The 18,772-nt window shown below is 28.4% G+C and carries 19 protein-coding genes, 1 tRNA gene and 1 riboswitch; of the genes, 4 read left to right on the top strand and 16 right to left on the bottom strand.

Annotated features, from left to right (window positions below; translation table 11 throughout):
• Positions 1 to 127: 127 nt before the first annotated feature.
• The gene (locus tag FAY47_RS17105) at positions 128 to 2,185 is read left to right on the top strand and encodes a helix-turn-helix domain-containing protein (RefSeq protein ID WP_143318149.1); all 2,058 of its coding nucleotides are present in this window, start codon (positions 128 to 130) and stop codon (positions 2,183 to 2,185) included.
• A gap of 41 nt (positions 2,186 to 2,226) precedes the next feature.
• Here FAY47_RS17105 and FAY47_RS17100 read toward each other — a convergent pair whose 3' ends face one another.
• The 10 genes from FAY47_RS17100 to thiE all read right to left on the bottom strand — a co-directional run bounded on the left by FAY47_RS17100 (position 2,227) and on the right by thiE (position 11,214).
• Positions 2,227 to 3,492: a helix-turn-helix transcriptional regulator gene (locus FAY47_RS17100; protein ID WP_143318148.1), complete on the bottom strand. Its 1,266-nt coding sequence runs from the start codon at positions 3,490 to 3,492 to the stop codon at positions 2,227 to 2,229.
• Between the two features lie 19 nt (positions 3,493 to 3,511).
• Positions 3,512 to 4,813, bottom strand: coding sequence for a helix-turn-helix transcriptional regulator (locus FAY47_RS17095; protein ID WP_143318147.1), 1,302 nt, complete (start codon positions 4,811 to 4,813; stop codon positions 3,512 to 3,514).
• A gap of 189 nt (positions 4,814 to 5,002) precedes the next feature.
• Positions 5,003 to 5,173: a YtxH domain-containing protein gene (locus FAY47_RS17090; protein WP_143318146.1), complete on the bottom strand. Its 171-nt coding sequence runs from the start codon at positions 5,171 to 5,173 to the stop codon at positions 5,003 to 5,005.
• A 72-nt stretch (positions 5,174 to 5,245) separates the two neighbouring features.
• Entirely contained in the window at positions 5,246 to 5,893 is a 648-nt protein-coding gene (locus tag FAY47_RS17085; protein ID WP_143318145.1) for a ribonuclease H family protein, read from the bottom strand.
• A gap of 12 nt (positions 5,894 to 5,905) precedes the next feature.
• On the bottom strand, positions 5,906 to 6,862 hold the full coding sequence (locus FAY47_RS17080; RefSeq protein ID WP_143318144.1) for a YkvA family protein: 957 nt from the start codon (positions 6,860 to 6,862) through the stop codon (positions 5,906 to 5,908).
• A 207-nt stretch (positions 6,863 to 7,069) separates the two neighbouring features.
• On the bottom strand, positions 7,070 to 7,879 hold the full coding sequence (locus tag FAY47_RS17075) for a MetQ/NlpA family ABC transporter substrate-binding protein (protein WP_143318143.1): 810 nt from the start codon (positions 7,877 to 7,879) through the stop codon (positions 7,070 to 7,072).
• A 28-nt stretch (positions 7,880 to 7,907) separates the two neighbouring features.
• Positions 7,908 to 8,546 carry a methionine ABC transporter permease gene (locus tag FAY47_RS17070; protein ID WP_143318142.1) on the bottom strand — a complete coding sequence of 213 codons (639 nt, stop codon included), beginning with the start codon at positions 8,544 to 8,546 and terminating at the stop codon, positions 7,908 to 7,910.
• Position 8,547: 1 nt separating this feature from the next.
• Positions 8,548 to 9,510, bottom strand: coding sequence for a methionine ABC transporter ATP-binding protein (locus tag FAY47_RS17065; protein WP_143318141.1), 963 nt, complete (start codon positions 9,508 to 9,510; stop codon positions 8,548 to 8,550).
• Between the two features lie 90 nt (positions 9,511 to 9,600).
• Positions 9,601 to 9,725: riboswitch (SAM riboswitch) on the bottom strand.
• 328 nt (positions 9,726 to 10,053) lie between these two features.
• The gene (locus FAY47_RS21245) at positions 10,054 to 10,479 is read right to left on the bottom strand and encodes a methyl-accepting chemotaxis protein (protein ID WP_143318140.1); all 426 of its coding nucleotides are present in this window, start codon (positions 10,477 to 10,479) and stop codon (positions 10,054 to 10,056) included.
• Positions 10,480 to 10,572: 93 nt separating this feature from the next.
• Positions 10,573 to 11,214, bottom strand: a complete 642-nt coding sequence (gene thiE, locus FAY47_RS17055; protein ID WP_143318139.1) for a thiamine phosphate synthase — start codon at positions 11,212 to 11,214, stop codon at positions 10,573 to 10,575.
• A gap of 225 nt (positions 11,215 to 11,439) precedes the next feature.
• Between thiE and FAY47_RS17050 the strand changes: the two genes are divergently transcribed.
• Both FAY47_RS17050 and thiI read left to right on the top strand, forming a co-directional pair.
• The gene (locus tag FAY47_RS17050) at positions 11,440 to 12,588 is read left to right on the top strand and encodes a cysteine desulfurase family protein (RefSeq protein WP_143318138.1); all 1,149 of its coding nucleotides are present in this window, start codon (positions 11,440 to 11,442) and stop codon (positions 12,586 to 12,588) included.
• Positions 12,585 to 13,742 (top strand): tRNA uracil 4-sulfurtransferase ThiI, encoded by a 1,158-nt coding sequence (gene thiI, locus FAY47_RS17045; protein ID WP_143318137.1) that lies wholly within the window; start codon positions 12,585 to 12,587, stop codon positions 13,740 to 13,742. The genes FAY47_RS17050 and thiI overlap by 4 nt, the downstream gene beginning before the upstream one ends.
• Positions 13,743 to 13,775: 33 nt before the next feature.
• Here the strand turns inward: thiI and FAY47_RS17040 are convergent, their stop codons facing one another.
• The 4 genes from FAY47_RS17040 to FAY47_RS17025 form a co-directional block, all read right to left on the bottom strand.
• The gene (locus FAY47_RS17040) at positions 13,776 to 15,131 is read right to left on the bottom strand and encodes a hemolysin family protein (RefSeq protein WP_143318136.1); all 1,356 of its coding nucleotides are present in this window, start codon (positions 15,129 to 15,131) and stop codon (positions 13,776 to 13,778) included.
• A gap of 98 nt (positions 15,132 to 15,229) precedes the next feature.
• On the bottom strand, positions 15,230 to 15,988 hold the full coding sequence (locus tag FAY47_RS17035; RefSeq protein WP_143318135.1) for a hypothetical protein: 759 nt from the start codon (positions 15,986 to 15,988) through the stop codon (positions 15,230 to 15,232).
• Positions 15,989 to 16,108: 120 nt separating this feature from the next.
• Positions 16,109 to 16,606, bottom strand: a complete 498-nt coding sequence (locus tag FAY47_RS17030; RefSeq protein WP_143318134.1) for a GNAT family N-acetyltransferase — start codon at positions 16,604 to 16,606, stop codon at positions 16,109 to 16,111.
• A gap of 84 nt (positions 16,607 to 16,690) precedes the next feature.
• A tRNA-Gln gene (locus FAY47_RS17025) sits at positions 16,691 to 16,765 on the bottom strand.
• A gap of 227 nt (positions 16,766 to 16,992) precedes the next feature.
• Between FAY47_RS17025 and FAY47_RS17020 the strand changes: the two genes are divergently transcribed.
• A complete protein-coding gene (locus FAY47_RS17020; protein WP_143318133.1) occupies positions 16,993 to 17,337 on the top strand; it encodes a hypothetical protein in 345 nt (114 codons plus the stop codon).
• Between the two features lie 113 nt (positions 17,338 to 17,450).
• Here FAY47_RS17020 and FAY47_RS17015 read toward each other — a convergent pair whose 3' ends face one another.
• Positions 17,451 to 17,603 (bottom strand): zinc-ribbon domain-containing protein, encoded by a 153-nt coding sequence (locus tag FAY47_RS17015; protein ID WP_143318132.1) that lies wholly within the window; start codon positions 17,601 to 17,603, stop codon positions 17,451 to 17,453.
• Positions 17,604 to 18,015: 412 nt separating this feature from the next.
• Positions 18,016 to 18,660: an epoxyqueuosine reductase QueH gene (locus tag FAY47_RS17010; RefSeq protein WP_143318131.1), complete on the bottom strand. Its 645-nt coding sequence runs from the start codon at positions 18,658 to 18,660 to the stop codon at positions 18,016 to 18,018.
• Between the last annotated feature and the right edge of the window lie 112 nt (positions 18,661 to 18,772).

Raw genomic sequence — 18,772 nt, 5'->3', positions numbered from 1 at the left:
AATAGTTTTTTCTATATTTTTATAATAATACAAAGGTCAAAGAAAGTCAAAGTTTTATTTTCATTTTTTTACTTTTTTAAATAACTAATAATTGTTATAATTTCTATATACAACAGGAGGTGTTATTTTGAGAAAAGAATTCATTAACTTTGCATCTGATATGCCTGTTAATATTTCATTTTGTTCAGTTAAGGAATATCCTATACATTGGCATAATTCTATTGAAATAATATATGTAATAAAAGGTAAAGTTAAAATATCCATAGATACAGATAGCTTTGAACTATTTGAAAATGAATTAGAAATAATAAATGTTGATGAAACTCACAGTATTACTTCTAACTTTGATAATATGTTATTAATATTCCACATTGATCCTAGCTTTCTATCTAAATACTATAAAGATATTAAGAATGTTTATTTCTATACGAATACTTCTGACCTTGGAGCTCAAGAAGGTGCTGAGTATGACGAATTCAGAGCATTTTTAGCCGAACTTCTATATGAATATGTACAAAGACAAGAAAACTATGACGAAGAAATTGAAAATATATTAATTAATTTACTTTTTCATCTAATTAATAATTTTCATTATCTCCTTTATGAACAAGAAGATTTAAAAGATAACAAAGAACAATTAGAAAGGTATCATAGAATTTCAAAATATATATATAACAATTATAACAGTAATATAACTCTACAAGAAATAGCTAAAAAGGAATTCTTAACACCACATTACCTTTCACATGAAATCAAAAATGCTACTGGTTATAGCTTTACGGATTTACTTAACCTCACTAGGGTTGAAGAATCGGTAAAACTCCTTTTAGATACAGATATGAGTATTTCAGAAATATCAGATGAAATAGGATTTTCTCATACTAGGTACTTAAATAAGCATTTTAAAATTTATTATGGTTGCACTCCACTTCAATTTAAAAGAAAAAATAAACTTTCTCCTAAATTATATGAAAAAGCAAAAAAGATTACCTATTTACCAATATATGATTCTATAGAACTATTATCATCTTACCTAGATGATTATGAAAGATATAATTACGAAAACAAACTTTGGAATATACATGTTGATATGAGCTTGACTAAAGGAAAATTCACAAAAAAATTTAGAGAAATTCTAACTCTAGGTGACACTTTCGACCTTCTAATTGAAGAAAATAAAAATATTCTGGAAGAACTTCAAGAGGAGCTTCATTTTAATTATGGAAGACTTGAAAACTTCTTTAATGAAGATATGGGAGTATTTAAAGGAAATGATTTTATTAACTGGAATAGGATAAGAACAGTACTTGAATTTCTTGATTACATAAATTTGAATCCTCTTATTGTTCTTGATAATACTAGCTTCTCTGACCAGGATTATATAACAGCATTAGAAAGTTTTAAATCATATTTTTCAGATATTGAAATCTTTGATCTTTCTAAAATTAAATTCCAGCTTTCTTCTAATCTAAATTATATGATAAAAGAAAGTTTAAAAAATTATATTACTAATTCTCTTAAGTTTAGCATTCTAGATAATGAGTTTACTCAAAATAGAGAATTGAACACCATCTATGATACATCATATATGGTTCCATATATAATTCATAAAGAACTATTTACCAACGATGATATGAGCCATTTGAGAGCTTTTGATGTTTTAGAAAGAGAAACTCATTTAAATAACGAAGTTTTTATTGGAGCTTCAGGACTTGTTAACGATATGGCTATAAGAAAGCCTTCGTATTATGCATATTATCTTATGAGCAAACTAAATGGCGACATAGTTGAAATGGATAATGGCTATATAATAACAAAATCATCCGATGGTTTTAGTATACTTTTATATACATACACTGAAACTTTAGAAAGTATTTTTAACAGTCATAACTTAATTAATAAGCGCGGAATGTCTAAATCTACAGAAAAGAAAATTTCATTAAATTTAACTAATATAAATAAAGATTCAAGAATAACCTTTTATGAAATTAATGAAAAAGTAGGTTCATCTTATAACTACTGGGTTTCTATGGGAAAACCTGACAGGTTAAGTAAAGAAGAAATGGAGATTCTATCAAAGGCTTCTTTCCCTAAAATTGAATTTAAATATGCAAAAAGAAGTTCAGTTCTTAATATAATAACCAAATTAAAAGGCTATGGTGCTGTCCTAATTATAATAAAATAAAAAGAACTGGATTAAATGAATTCATTTAATCCAGTTTCATTTTATAGAATATTCTTTTCTTTCGTCATAGCTAAAGAGAAATATTTTAAAGAATCTTTTACATCACCTAAATTATAGTACATACTTGCCATATCCATATATCTTCTTCTTCTTTCTTCCTTAGTTCCAAACTTCAATAATGAATCTAATGCAAGATTCATATACATTTCTGCTTCCCTAAAGTTACCTTTCCTTTGCAATATACTTCCTTTAAAATAGTATGATTTTTCGATAAGTTTTATTTCACCTGTTTCAATAGCTAAATCTAATGCTTGTCCTGCTAGATCATATGCCCTATCATATTCTTTATATTTATATAATGTTTCAATCGATTCATTTAAAAACTGCACATACTTTTCTTTGTTATGTCTTGGAAACATTTTTATCCCCTCTAGAATTTCTTCTACAGCTTTATCATTTTGTCCAACTTCAAAGTAAGCTTTCCCATATTCACCTTTTGCACTAGCTACTATCATTGGATTGCTTTTCTGATATTCATATGTTTTTTTTACATATTTTTGAGCATCCTCAGCCCCTAGTCTTATACATACCATAGCATATGCCTGGCATACTTTTCCCTTATTAATATCTCCTTGTAGGTAATCTTCATATCGTATTGATTCCTTTAATAAATCATATGCTTTTATATCATTATGCAATCTGCAATAACAAATTCCTTCATTGTATGCTACAGTTGAAAACAACTCTTTTCCTGTAGAATCCTCAATATCTATTATTTCTCTAAGCCTTACATAGTAAGCTATAGCTTCACTGTATTCTTCATTTTGAAGAAGATATTTTGCCATATCATTATAGTATACTATTGTATTTTCATCTTTATTATTTTTTTGATAAAGATCATAATATTGAGATATTATTAGTTGAACTTTCTCATATTTCTGCTCTTCTAGATAATAAGAAAATAATATATGTATCAAGTCAAACGCAAGTTCGTAATATTCATATTCCACAGCATAATATAAATTATGTTTGATATCTTCTTCGATATTTTCGCTATTCCCCTTACCAGCTTTAATAGTAGCTAGATTCTCTACTATCTGTTCATAAACATCCTGTATTAAGTAATCATAATCAAGTTCAATTTTATTAGCAATAAATTGTACTATTTCCTTATCTGCCTTGACCTTTCCATTCTCAATACAACTCATTTTTGAAATTGATATTTTATCTTCGCACAAATCTTTTAAGGTTATTCCCTTATATATCCTAGCTCTTTTTATTTTTTCCCCAGTAGACAATATTTCCATTTTTCTCACCCATCTAATTCTAATTTTGTAGAACTCCTACCTCTTTAAATAAACTTACTCCCTGATCTAAATACCTTGTAGCTTCCTCAACCTTTTTATTATCCATATAATATTTACCTAGTATTATTGCTATCTCACCTGCTTTTTGTAGTAATCCACCGTCTTTCGCTATGAGATAACTTTCATTTAACATTCTTTCAGCATTCTCAAAATCATCTTTAATTGTATAAAGCCTATACTTAATTAGATTATATTCTATCATTTTATCTATATTACCTTGCTTTATCTTGCCTATAATTTCATCTAATAGCATTTCACATTTATCAATATTTTTTAATTTCAAATGATTTTTGCAAATGTTTAAGCTTGTCTCTATTAATAAATCATCATCACAATTCGGCGCAAATCCATTAGCAATTTCAAAATGTTTAAAGGCTTCTTCAGTCTTTTCAAAATTATAAAATATCTTTCCTAAATTATTTTCAATATAAGATAGATTCTTTAATTTGTTTATTTCTTCATATATTTTTAGAGTTTTATTAGAGTATTTAATAGCATTAACTAAATCTCCGTTTTCATTATACTCCTCCGAAATATGAAGTAATGTCTTTGCATATTCTTCTCTATTGTAAATTTGCTTAAATTTGTCTTTTGCTAAACATGCATATTTATTGGACTTTTCTTCATCTTCCATGGCAAAATATATTATTGAAATATAATAATATATTTCTCCCAGCATGTAATCATTTCCAATTTTGTTGTCAATATAAACTTTTTCTGCTTGCTTTAAATAACTACCAGCTGAGTGATAAGCTTTTAAATTTATAGTTATTTTTCCAAGATTCAGAAATGTTTCAACTATTTCTTCATAATTATTATTCTTTATGAATATTACATTTGATGACAGAAAAAATTGTTGTGCTAATGCAATTTCCCCCTTAAAAGTACTTATTTTCCCCCTTAAAGATAGTATTTTTGCTTTTCTATATTCTAAGTTGTATTTTTCAGCATAGATTAAAGCTTTTTCAATATAACTTTCTCCTAAACTATATTCTCCACTTAAAATATAAGATTCAGCAACCTGTGAATAATATGTACTAATCTTTTCAGCTTGACTTTCTTCAGACTCCATAAGATATTCTACTGATGTATGTAGATTTACAGATAAATATTCTAATAGATCCATTGAAGGATTTGATCTTCCTGACTCTACTAAACTTATCTGTCCAGGAGTAATTCTATCCTTGGCTAAGTCTTTTAAAGTCATATCTAGCTCTTTTCTTCTTCTTTTTATTTTCTCTCCTAATGACAGAATTTCCATTATATCCTCTTCCTTTTTTAAATTTTATTATTTCATACAGGTAAATAATCAAATTAATAACTAAATTATAACATAAATTTGTAAAAGTAAACAACTTAATGTAATATTCTCAACACATATTAACCAATTTGTTAACATTTATTTTAATAATATAAAAAAAAGCAGAGTAATCAACTCTGCTTTTCCCAATTAAAACATTTTGGTCATTCCATCATAAGAATCCTCAACATAATCTAGTATTTTTTGTCCGGCTTTTCTCACGTTTTTCTGAGTTCTCCTATCTAGTTGAGGTAATACCATCATTCCAACTGTAGCTCCAACTACTACTCCAGCTATCATTCCATTTACATATCTGCCCATATAAAACACCTCTTTTTAAAATTATCTAAATTGGATTCTATATTTATATTATGTATTTTTTTTTCTTTTAACCTATGAAATGATTTCCAAAGCCTTCTTTGCAAGTTTATCTGCTATATCATTATACTTGTCTCCACTATGACCTTTAACTTTTATGAATTTTATGTTAATTTTTTTCATATTTTCTTGCATTGATTTATGATATGCTTCTGTTAACTCCTTATTCCTCTTCCAAGTTCCCAGTGCCCAGCACTCTACTCCTTGATAATCATAAACTATTTTAACATCTTCATATCCATTGCTAATAGCATATTCAACAGCCTTTAAGGATCCTAGCACTTCACCTGCCACATTTCTTAATGCAATTGCATCCGAATCTTCCCCAGCTCCACAATCTCTATAAATCTCTTCTCCATTTCTAATTGCTACTAATCCATATGAATAGTTACCCTTTTCTAAAGAAAAACTTCCATCTACATAAATAACTAATCCATTCATATCTAAATGTAAACTTTTTTCTTCATCCACAACATTTGTGCTAGAAATCTCACTTTTCCCTTTTGAACTTAAAGATAAAAATTCTATAGCTTCCTCCTCTGTTTTAAAACTTTTATATATTGCCCCCTTACATCCTATGACTTCTTTTTTGCATTCTTCCCAATTTGTAAGAATCTTAGGTATTCCTGATTTCCCTCTATATACTGAATAATATTTTGTCATACTTTTACCTTCCTATAATGTACTTAATTCTGTAATAACGTTATAAAGTTTTTCTACATTTCTTGCGTTTGTGAAGTTCACTAAATATTCTACCCCTTTTTTAAGTACTAAAACCAATTCCGTTTTCCCTTCCCAGTTCTCAGCTATAACCTGCACTGGAACAGTACTTGCAACCTTATTTAAGGCAAAAAAAGCAACTGCTAATTCATCAATGTTACCTATAAAAGGAATCCTATCTGGTATTATGTCTATAGGAAACATCATATATCCAAGTGATGCTGCTATAGATAATTTTGTTTTAAGAGGTACCCTGTTATCCTTTAATAATCTAGATATTAATGCTATTACATCTGGAACTACAAGAATAATATCACTAGCTTTTTTAACACCTTCTGGTAGCTTGTCCTCTATAAATTTTCTTCCAGTAGTATATCCATCTTTAACTTTTTCAACAGGCAACTCTAATTTCTCCACATCTTCTGTTAATTCCTCTTCAGCTTCTTCTTCCTTTATTAAGCCTCCATTAACTGATATGTTAATTTCTTCAACTTCAACTAAAAGAATATCTTTTCTTACATAAGCGGCTGAGATATCTAAATCAACATATGGTACTGGATTTAATAACTTGTGTATATTTAATACTATTACATCTTTATCGTTTTCTATTCCACTTATAGCAAGATATTTAAAAGCAGTTTTTAATGCAAAACTGCGTATAATTCTAAAGATACCAAGCTTTAGCACCTTAAACTTTGACAATCTGCAGTATATCTTTCCGTCTCTGACACCCTCTATCGCTAAACTTCCTTTGAAACCAAAAGATATTCCTTTTTTGAAAGTACCTTCTATTGTAATTTCATTATCTATATTTACTTTATTAAGAGTTAATCCTTCAACTTTAACAAATTCATTTATTATACTTAAAATATCTTGTCCAGTTAGTTCTGCATTTACCTTTGAAATCTTCATTATATTTTCCTCCACTAACATATAATCTTAATTTATTTTAACCTGATTTTTATTTATTGTAAAACTATATATATTTATTGCCTGATATAAGCAATGATGAACAAAAGGAAAATTCAACGATATTTAAAATCACAAATTATATACCAAATAAAATATTTGTATATAAAAAAAGAATTGATTACAATTTGTAATCAATTCTTTTTTTCATTAAAATACTGGAACTACAGCACCCTTATAAGTATCAGTAATATATTTTTTAACTTCATCAGAAGTAAGTGCCTTTGTTAAAGCCTTAATCTTTTCTGAATCTTCATTTCCTTTTTTAACCGCTAATATATTTCTATAATTTTTTATAGATTCATCATTTTTATCTTCTGTAAATAATGCATCCTTTGTAGCATCTAATTTAGCTTCAAGCGCATAGTTACCATTAATTACAGCACCATTTAATTCATCTAAAGTTCTTGGAAGTTGTGCTGCTTCTAATTCTTTGAATTTTATATTCTTAGTATTTTCAGTAACATCTGCAATTGTTATAAGTTCTCCATCTTTAACTTTAATTAGACCTGCTTTTGCAAGTAATCTTAAAGCTCTTGCTTCATTTGATGGATCATTAGGAATTCCTATTGTTGCACCATCTTTTAATTCATTAAGATTCTTAACCTTTGTTGAATATAAAGCCATAGGTTCTATATGAATTTCTGCTGTGTAAGTTAAATCATAGTTTTTCTTTTCATTTGTTGTATTCAAATAAGCAATATGTTGGAAGTAGTTCGCATCAATTTCTCCATCTTGTACTGCTGTATTTGGTAATTCATAATCATCAAATTCTTTTATCTCTAACTTATAGCCTTCCTTTTCTAATATAGGCTTAATTTGTTCAACTATTTCTTTATGTGGAACAGGTGATACTCCAATAGTTATTGTTTTATCATCTGTTTTCTTTGCTCCGCATCCAGCTAATCCTAGTGCTAATATTCCTGCTAATACTACTGAAATTATACTTTTCTTTTTCATTTATAAATCCCCCTTTAAATCACTAAATCTATTTAGATAATCTGTTATATAAATAATTGCCTAAACTTTGTAATCCTTGAACTATAATAATAAGTACTATTACTGTCACTATCATTACATCTGTTTGAAACCTTTGATATCCATATCTTACAGCTAAATTTCCAAGACCACCTGCTCCGATAGTCCCTGCCATAGCTGAATATCCTATAATACTTATTAATGAAAGTGTTATACCTGAAATGATTGCAGGTACAGCTTCTTTAATCATTACTTTAAATATTATTTGAGTTGTACTAGCCCCAAAAGCTTTTGCTGCTTCAATAACTCCTGGATCGACTTCCTTTAAAGCTGATTCTATTATTCTAGCTATAAAAGGTGCCGAAGCTACAGTTAATGGCACTATAGAAGCTACTTCTCCAATAGAAGTTCCTACAATTAATTTCGTAAATGGTATAATAACTACCATTAATATAAGGAACGGTAAACTTCTAAGTGTGTTTACTATAAAGTCTAACCCTTTATAAACCGCCTTATTCGGTTTTAATCCATTTTCATCTGTTAAAGTTAATATAATAGCTGGTATAAAACCAATTATCACTGCTAATATAGTTGATGGAACAACCATTACTAAAGTTTGTTGTATTGCTGGCCAAAGTAATTCCCACATACTATATTACCTCCCATTCTATATTTTTATCTTTTAAATAATTCATAACTAGGTTCTTGTCCTTTTCTTCTACATTTATTACTAAGCTACCAAGAACATTACTTCTAAACTTTTCTAGTTTGCCCCAAACTACTGAAAAATCTACATTTGTTTCTCTAGCCATTCTTGTGATTATTGTATTTTCAGAACAATCTGCTGGGAAGAATAACTTTATATTAACTCCTGTATCAGGTAGAGTTTCCTCCTCTTCTTCTCCTAAGAACTTCTTTAGAGATAGTCCTGGTTTTAAGAATAACTCATCTGATCTTCCTTCTATTTTAATTTTGCCCCCTTCGATTAATGCTACTTTTTCACATACTTCTTTTACTACTTCCATTTGATGTGTAACCATAACTATGGTAATTCCAAGTTCTTTATTAATCTTTAATAGCAAAGATAATATATCCTTTGTTATCTTTGGATCTAATGCCGATGTTGCTTCATCACATAAAAGTACTTTTGGTTCAAGTGCTAAAGCTCTTGCTATAGCAACTCTTTGTTTTTGTCCCCCACTTAGAGATGCAGGTTTACTGTTAATCTTTTCTTCTAGCCCAACTAATCTTAACAGTTCCATTACTCTCTCATCTATTTTTTTCTTACTGTAGCCCCAAACTTCAAGTGGAAGAGCAATATTTTGATATACTGTTTTTCTTTTTAGTAAATTAAAGTTTTGGAATATCATACCTAAGTCTTTTCTAAATTCTCTAAGTTCATTATTATTAAGCTTAGAAACTTCTTTCCCCATCACAATTACAGATCCATTATCATATGACTCAAGACCATTTATGCATCTAAGCAAAGTTGATTTTCCTGCCCCACTATGCCCGATAATACCGTAAATTTCCCCTTCATTTATGCTTATTGAAATATCTTGTAAAACTTCTACATCCCCAAAACTCTTACTTACATTTTTAATTTCAATCACTAATTGTCTCCTCCTCTATGAATGTAAGATAAAAAATAAATGCGCTAGAGAATAAATCTCTAGCGCAATAATAAACACTAAAATATTATTCTCTCATCTTTCAGTAATTTAAAAAATTTACCGCAGGATTTAGCACCATAGTAAAATAGTAAATGAACTATTATATTGGTTGCTGGGCTTCAAAGGGCCAGTCCCTCCACCACTCTTGATAAGATATCGTTGTATTAAATTTTCTGAGCAATTGCTTCATGTTATTTATAATATTATCTTAATTGCAATTTGTCAATATCTTTTTATGAATTTTTAACAAGACAAGCAGCAATTGAAGCAATCTCTTCTTGTTTTGCTGTTTCCTCTTCTTGCTTCTCCAACCCTAGCTGCCTCTATAGATACATTTATCATGTTAGTTTGATTAAACTATTTTCTTTATAAGAAAATTAAAAACTTTTATCGTAGTATTTTGTATAATTTCACATAAAAAAAGTTGCATTAATCAGAAATATCCCTAATCAATACAACTTTCCATTAAGCCAATTTTATAAACTAATTATTATTTTCTACAGCTTTTTGTATATTATCAATTGCTTCTCTTAAACTTTCACTCTTTTCATTTACAATATCTGCAACCTTATAAATATCAACTATCATCTTAAGCATTTCATTTTGATCTTTAACTGTTGATTCAGCCACCTTACTACTCATATCAGATAACTTCTTAACTTCTGTTGCAACTACTGCAAATCCTTTTCCAGCTTCTCCAGCTCTAGCAGCTTCAATAGATGCATTTAAAGAAAGCATATTAGTTTGAGATGCAATTCCCACTATTTCTTGTGAAGAATTTTTAAAACTATTCACCATATCCTTCATACTGTCTACTTTGCCATAAAGACTTTCTGCTGTACTCTTCATTTCATCAATTTCTTTACTAATTTTTTCAATAGACTTACTTATTGATTCCATTTGTTCCATGATATCCTACTCCTCTTTCCTATAGATTCCCAACCTAATTATTATTATATACCATTAAAATACTAAAACCAATATTCTATTATTGATTTCATACTATCTACCTAAATTAGCATTCAAAATACTTTTCAATTCTTTTGTAGTATTTCGTATATTTTGCTTTTGTAAAATCGCTGACACCACGGCTATTCCATCTATTCCTGACCCACTTAATTCATTAACATTCTTGTCATTTATTCCTCCAATTGCAACTACCGGAATACATAACTTACTTTTAATTTCTTTTAATGAATCATATGTAACCTTAACAGTATCTTCTTTCGTACTTGTAGCAAATGCAGCACCACAGCCAATATAATCTGCCCCATCTGCTTGAGCCTTTAATGCTTCATCCAAATTATGTGCTGATACCCCTACTAATTTATCTTTACCTAAAATTTCTCTAGCTACTTTGCAAGGTATATCACTTTGTCCTAAATGAACCCCTGAAGCATCAATAGTTTGAGCTATATCCAGTCTATCATTTATTATTAATGGTATATTATATTTATCGGTTACAACCTTAATTTCCTTAGCTATTTTATAAAAATCTAATGAAGATATTTCTTTTTCTCTAAGTTGAACTAAAGTCACTCCTCCAAGGATACTCTCTTCAACTGCTTTACTCAAATTTCTTCCTTTTAATACAGATCTATCTGTAACTAGATAAAGTGAATAATCAATAACTGATTTGTCCATTTATTTTTCCCCTTTTCTAAAACTCTTATATAAATTATCAATAAAAATTCCTAATTGCTGTATAAAAACTTACAATTCTCTTGTATACTATTATAGCTAATCAACTCTTTCATGACCATAGTATAAAGTGGTATTATTTTTTATATTTGAAATAATGTTATATTTACATTATACTAAGTATGTTTATATGAAATATAAGTAATAAATTTTCAGGAGGTGCTAACTATGAATATTTATTTAGATAATGCAGCAACAACTAAGCCTTCAAGCGAAGTAATTAACGCTATCTGTGACAGTATGAATAACTTCTATGCTAATGCTTCATCTCTTCATAAGCTTGGTATGGAATGTGATAAAAAAATAAATGAATGTAGAGAGGAAATTGCAAAAACTATAAATTGTTCTAAAGATGAAATTTATTTCACATCAGGTGGAAGTGAAGGAAATAACTTTATCCTAAAAGGACTAGCAAAGAAAGATCTTCATGTAATTACTACTAATTTTGAGCATAGTTCTATAAAAAATACAGTTCAATTTTTAGAAAACAATGGAGTTAAAGTTACTTACATTCCTGTTGATTCAAACGGATTTATAGATATAGACAATTTAAAATCTGCTATTAATAAAGATACTGTATTAGTATCGATCATGTATGTAAACAATGAAGTAGGTACAATACAAAACCTTGAGGAAATTGGGAAAGTTATAAAAGAAATAAGTTCAAGAGCAAAATTTCATGTAGATGCCGTTCAAGGTTATGGGAAACTTCCTATTAATGTAAGCTCTATGAAAATCGATGCATTAACTGTAAGTGCTCATAAAATCAATGGTCCAAAAGGAATTGGATTTTGTTATATAGGAAAAGGTATTACTCCTATTCCCAATATAATTGGTGGAGCTCAGGAAAAAGGGCTCAGAGCAGGAACTGAAAACTTACCTGGTATAGTAGGTCTTACAATAGCCGCTAAGGATAAAATTAACCATCTCAAGGAAAACTATAAAAAAGTAGAAGAATTAAAAAATTATATGATTAATAAACTTAGCGATATTGATAACATTAAAATTAATAGCCCTATGGATGAAGGTTTTTCTCCATACATACTAAACGTATCTTTTGCAAAAATACGTGGAGAAGTATTACTCCATTTCTTAAGTGAGGAAAACATCTTTGTTTCAACTGGATCAGCTTGTACTTCTAAAAGTAAAGGTGGAGTTGTTGGAAGCCATGTGTTAGAGGCAATGTGCCTCACAAAAAGCGATGTTGAAGGTGCAATAAGATTTTCATTTTCACCTGACAACACTAAGGAAGAAATAGACAAGACCATTGAGATTTTAAAAAAAGGATTATTATTGTTAAGGAGAATTAAAAGATGAATAAATTAATTTTAGTTAAATATGCTTCGGAGATATTCTTAAAAGGTCTAAATAGGAATACTTTTGAAAAAAAATTAAGAAATAATATTTCAAGAAAACTTAAGGGCCTAAATTTTGAAATTATAATGGACCAAGGTAGACATTTTATAAAAGTTGACGAAATAGAAGAAGGAATAAAGAGAATTAGAAATGTCTTTGGAGTTTCTGAAGTTTGCTTAGTAACTAAAGTAAATAGAGATCTAGATGTAATTAGAAATGAAGCTGTTAAATGTATTGCCGATGTGGATTGTAAAACTTTTAAAGTTATTACTAATAGGGCTAATAAAACTTTTCCTCTAAATTCTATAGATACTTCTAGAGATGTTGGAGGATTCATTCTTCATAATTCACATAAAGAACTATCTGTTGATGTTAAAAATCCGGAATGTGCAATACATATTGAAATAAGAGAACATGCTTATATTTGGTCTAGTAAAGATAAAATCAAAGGAGTCGGAGGTCTTCCTTATGGTATTAATGGAAGCACAATGCTTATGCTCTCTGGTGGTATAGATTCTCCTGTTGCAGGATATCTTATGGCTAGAAGAGGTGTTGCACTTAATTGCGTCTACTATCATAGTCACCCTTACACATCAGAACGTGCTAAAGACAAAGTAAAAGAACTTGCAAAAATCTTAGCTAGATACACTGAAGAAGTTAATTTATATATAGTTCCATTTACTGAAATTCAAATGAGTATTATAGAAAAATGTAGAGAAGATGAATTAACAATAATAATGAGAAGATTTATGATGAGAATAGCTTGTACTTTATCCGAAAAACTTGGTATAGATTCTATTTCTACTGGTGAAAGTATAGGTCAAGTTGCAAGTCAAACTATGGATGGACTTATAGTAAGTACAGATTGTGCTGATAGACCAGTATTTAGGCCACTTATTGCTATGGATAAAGAAGATATTATGAACATAGCTAGAGAAATAGATACATATGAAACTTCAATTCTTCCTTACGAAGATTGCTGCACAATATTTGTTCCAAAACATCCAAAAACTCATCCAAAAGTTGATAAAATGAGAAAGAGTGAAGAAGTCCTTGATATAGCTTCATTAGTTAACTTTGCTATAGAAAATATGGAAGTTATTAAACTAAGATAAAAAAGATGTCTCTTAATCGAGACATCTTTTTTATTAATTATTAATTATTAATTCATTGTCATTCCTAATATTATCAACATTCAGTTGAATTATCACCTTTTCTATTCTTTTTTCATTCACTTCATGAACCTTAAAAATTACTCCATCATATTCTATAACTTTCTCATTCTCTTCTGATGGAATTTTGCCTATAGTATTTATTAAGAATCCACTTAAAGTATCTATATCTTCCGTTTTAAAGTCTATGTCCAATTTTTCTTCAAGGTCTTCTAAAGGCATAGTACCTTGAGCTAAGAAAGAATTTTCGCCAATTTGTACTATATCCTCTTCTTCAATATCATACTCATCGTTGATTTCTCCCATTATTTCCTCTACCAAGTCTTCTATAGTTACTATACCTGAAAAACCACCATACTCATCTATTATTATTGCTAGCTTACTCTTTGATGCTTTCATTTCTTTAAATAAGTCTTTTACTCTTTTACATTCAGGTACGAAACTAGGTTCTATAAGTATATCTCTAAGATCCACATTTTCAAAACCTTTTTTCTTTGCTTCAATTAAAAAATCTTTCATGTAGAGAATTCCAATAATATTGTCTATATTTCCTTCATATACAGGTATTCTTGTATATCTCTTTTCTAGCAATTCATCTATATAATCATCTAATGTATCCTCTATGTCTATACAATAAACCTCTGTTCTTGGTGTCATTACCTTTTCAGCACGCTTATCATCAAACTCAAGAATGCCATCAATCATTTCTTTTTCATTTTCATTTATAGTACCACTCACTTGACCTTCTTCAAGAATAGACTTAATTTCTTCCTTTGTCACTTTTTCATTTAAGTAATCTTTGTTAAGTCCTGTTATTTTAACTAAAAAGTTAGTTGATACAGCTAAAATTTTAATGAAAGGTGATAATACCTTTGAAATAAGCATTATAGGTCCAACAAATGACATAGCTATATTTTCTGAATTATTCAAAGCTAATCTCTTTGGAAACAATTCTCCAAAAACAAGAGTAAAGTAAGATAATATAATAGTTACTCCTATAAAAGCTATCTCTTCTCCATAGGAAATATTTAAACTGATTAATAATTCTCCTAACTTTTTTGATACTCCTGTAGCTGCACTTGCACTGGCAAAAAATCCGGCCAATGTTATACCAACTTGAATAGTTGATAAAAACTTGGTAGGCTCTTCAATAAGTTTACAAACTACCTTTGCCTTCTTATTCCCTTCATTCGCTAACATCTTTAGTTTATTTTTGTTTACTGATACTATTGCCATTTCTGCAGCTGCAAAAAAAGCATTAATTAAAGTTAATGCTACTAATAATAAGATGTATGAAATATTACTAGCATTCGGTCCAGGTCCTTCGTCCATTTCTTTCCTCCAATATCTTTTTATATTCCTTGAGTATTATAACTTACTCATATCTATATAATAACATATTTCCTATACTTGCTTCCACATCTTACACCTTAGCTTATTCTTTTAACACCTAACCATAGATTGGCCACAATGATACTAATTAAAATAGCAACAATTCCTATTGATAATAAAGTTATAAATATGAAATTATAAGTATATATAAATTTAATTATAAGGTTTGTATCCATTTTTAAACTTACAAATATAGTAGCAATCGCCATATTTATAAATAGTAGAACTATTGCTCCAAAATAGCTATTTTCTATATCAGGTTTGCTTAATGACATGTGAGAACTTATAGAAATAGCTAAAATCATAAATATCCAAAATTTATAGTCTGAAATATTTTTTACTGAAAAAATAGTTTTTACTATATACGTAAGGTCAAATTCTTTCATATTAAATAAAGCGTTAAAAGTATCTGGTAATAACCATCTACTAAGAGTAACAATAATAATACTACCTACAATTAGTGGTCCAATTCCAATAAAGAAATCTCCTACCCTTTGGTATAAACTATCATGTCTACTATGCCTGACATATCCCAGCACTCCACCTTTTTCTACTGCACTTGGAATAAACCATTTCACTTCTACAACCCTATGCATAAACAATATGCACATTATAAAATGCCCAAACTCATGTACTGGAGTTCCTATAAAAGATGTTATATATAAAGCTGGTTTTCCAAAAGCTCCATAAATATAATTTCTACTTCTATTATTTAACCATCCTATCAAAAAACCAAATATAACAAAAACTCCTACCATACCTATGGTTAAATATAATCCTAATTTTATTACTTCCATTAAACTACTTCTCCTTTTAAATATTATATTACCTATTATAAATTACATTTATAACAATTATATGTCATTATTATTAATATGAATTTTCATTCATATAGAATGCTATTTAAAAATTTCTCTTTATATGATTACTTTTTCGAAACAAAAGAATTCACCCTTTCTAAAGGTTATAATGCCCCTTTTTTCATAGCCATTCTTTGCATATAACCTGCATGAATATTTATTTAAAGTAAATGTATCTAAGCGTATCGATTCATAACCTTTCTCTTTTCCTAGCAATTCCGCATATTTTAGAAAACTTGTTGCAATTCCATTACCTTTATACCTGGGATCAATACACACTCTATGAATCACTAAACTTTTCCCTTTAGTATATTGCCAATTTATTTCTTTATATTCTATATCCTGAAATTCATTTAATGTAATAATTCCTTTAATAATGCCATCTTCTTCATATACAAAAAGATTTTCTTCAATAATATCATTAGTTATTACTTCTTCGTTAGGGTATAGATCATCCCATTGCATTATATTTTCTGATTCCATATCACTGGTAGCACTTTTTATTATACTTATTATTCTTTTAATATCTTCTTTTTTTCCTTTTCTTATTTCCATATGTATTGCCCCCTAAATATATTTTTAAAAAAGAGCGTTTTAATATTCTAATATAGAATACTAAAACGCTCTTTTCATTGAATTTGGCTAGGGTAAGAGGATTTGAACCTCCGATACTCAGAGTCAGAATCTGATGCCTTACCACTTGGCTATACCCCATTACACAAGATATTATACCACATTTTATATAAATTACACACATATTTCATAATTTTTTTTAATTACTTCCACTCTATTTTAAAGTAGAAATTTAGAATAGCTGTTGACTAACCAAGTTTTTACCATAACTACAGATAATGATTATTTTATATTCACATTAGTACCAATATATACATAAGATAAATTAAGAACGTAAAACAAAATATATTATATGAGGATGATGAACTATGGGTAAAAAAGAATATAATGAAAAAGAGTATGTAGAAAACTTTTATGAAGAAGAAAGCATATATAGAAGACCTAATCCTTGTGACTGTGATGAAAACTACGAAGAAGAAATAGAAAATCTCATTAACTTCATATTGAGAGAATTATGCGAAGTTGAAAGAGACGTTGATGAAATCGAAAAAGCTTTCGTAAGACTTGCTAAATTGTTGGTAAAAGAAGCTTGCTTAGATGATGAAGAAACTGAAGTTGTTTGTACTGTTGCAAAAGATCTTAAAGCTCTTGATTGTTTAGTTGATAAAACTATAAGAGATATGAAATGCTTAAGAAAGGTTATCCTAAAGTAATTTTGTAATAAATATCACCAATACCTTGGTATTGGTGATATCCTAAATTATCCTCATATGAAAAAGGCTATAAGAGTAATTCTCTTATAGCCTTTGCAACATTCTCTTAGAAACTATCTTCTGTTGTTTTGTTGCTTCTTAGCTCTTCTGCAGTCTGGGCATCTCTTTGGTTCGTTTTCGAATCCTTTTTCTTTGTAGAACGCTTGTTCTCCTTCAGTGAAGATGAATTCCTTACCGCAATCAACACATACTAAAGTCTTATCCATTTTAATTCCTCCAATTTAAAGACCATTTCGATTAATGAATCCTAAACCGGAGAACATTATTATCTACTGAATCTTTAATTTCTAATTTTATTTTGTATTTCTACAAAATCATAGTATCATATCTAAATAAAAATTGCAAGAAAATTTTCTGAATTTTTTATAATATTTTTAACCTTTTAAAAAGCTTTACATATGTTGATTTTGAGCCAAATACAGCAATATATAGATATGTAAGTTCTTCATGAATATTTTCCCTTAATTTTCTATAAAAGTTCGCTTTTTACCATGCACTTTTATAGATACAAATAAAGATTTTCTGAAACAAAAATTCCTAATATGATATTAACATTAATTGTATTAAAATGAATAAAAAAACATAGCCATATCTACATGGCCATGTTCTAAAATATATCTATTCTTGATTATTATTTTTTTGTTCCATTCTCTCGTTTTTAGAAAAAACACATCCACAGTAATCTTGCCTATAAAGACCATATTCCTTAGAAAGCTCGATAGATCTTTTATAACCATTTTTCTTCTTAAAATCAGAGAACAAATAATTTGTCCCATGTTTTTTAGCTACTAGTTCACCTATTTCATTTAACTTCTTTGCATTTTTATGTGGACTTATAGTTAATGTAGTTGTAAAGTAATCATAATTTTTTTCTTTAGAAACAATAGCTGCTTCATTAAGTCTTAATTCATAACACCTAAAACAACGTTCTCCACCTTCTCTTACCTTTTCCAACCCTTTTGAAATAGCATAAAAACTTTCTGTATCATATTTTCCTATAATAAAATTTATATCATACTTAGTATTAAGTGATGAAATAAATTTTTTTTGTTCCTCTACCCTTCTTAAATATTCCTCTTCAGGATAAATATTAGGATTATAGAAAAAAACTGTTATCTTAAAGTAATTTGATAAATACTCTAAAACATAACTACTACAAGGAGCACAACAACTGTGTAGTAAAAGTCTTGGAACTTTTTCCTCTTTCACTAAATTTTTTATAAGAGAATCTAATTCTTTTTGATAATTTATATTGACATCCATACTTTTCCAGTCCTTCTTAAGTAAATTTTCTTTAGTTCTTATTATACCATGTCTTTACCCTCAATATAAATCTGATGCCACAAACAAAATATAAATATTGTCCAAATCTTTC

The organism is Clostridium sp. HBUAS56017 (assembly GCF_007115085.1).
Taxonomy (GTDB): Bacteria; Bacillota; Clostridia; order Clostridiales; family Clostridiaceae; genus Clostridium; species Clostridium cibarium.
Note: the sequence above shows the minus strand (reverse complement) of the source record. Positions and strands in the feature narration are given on the sequence as shown.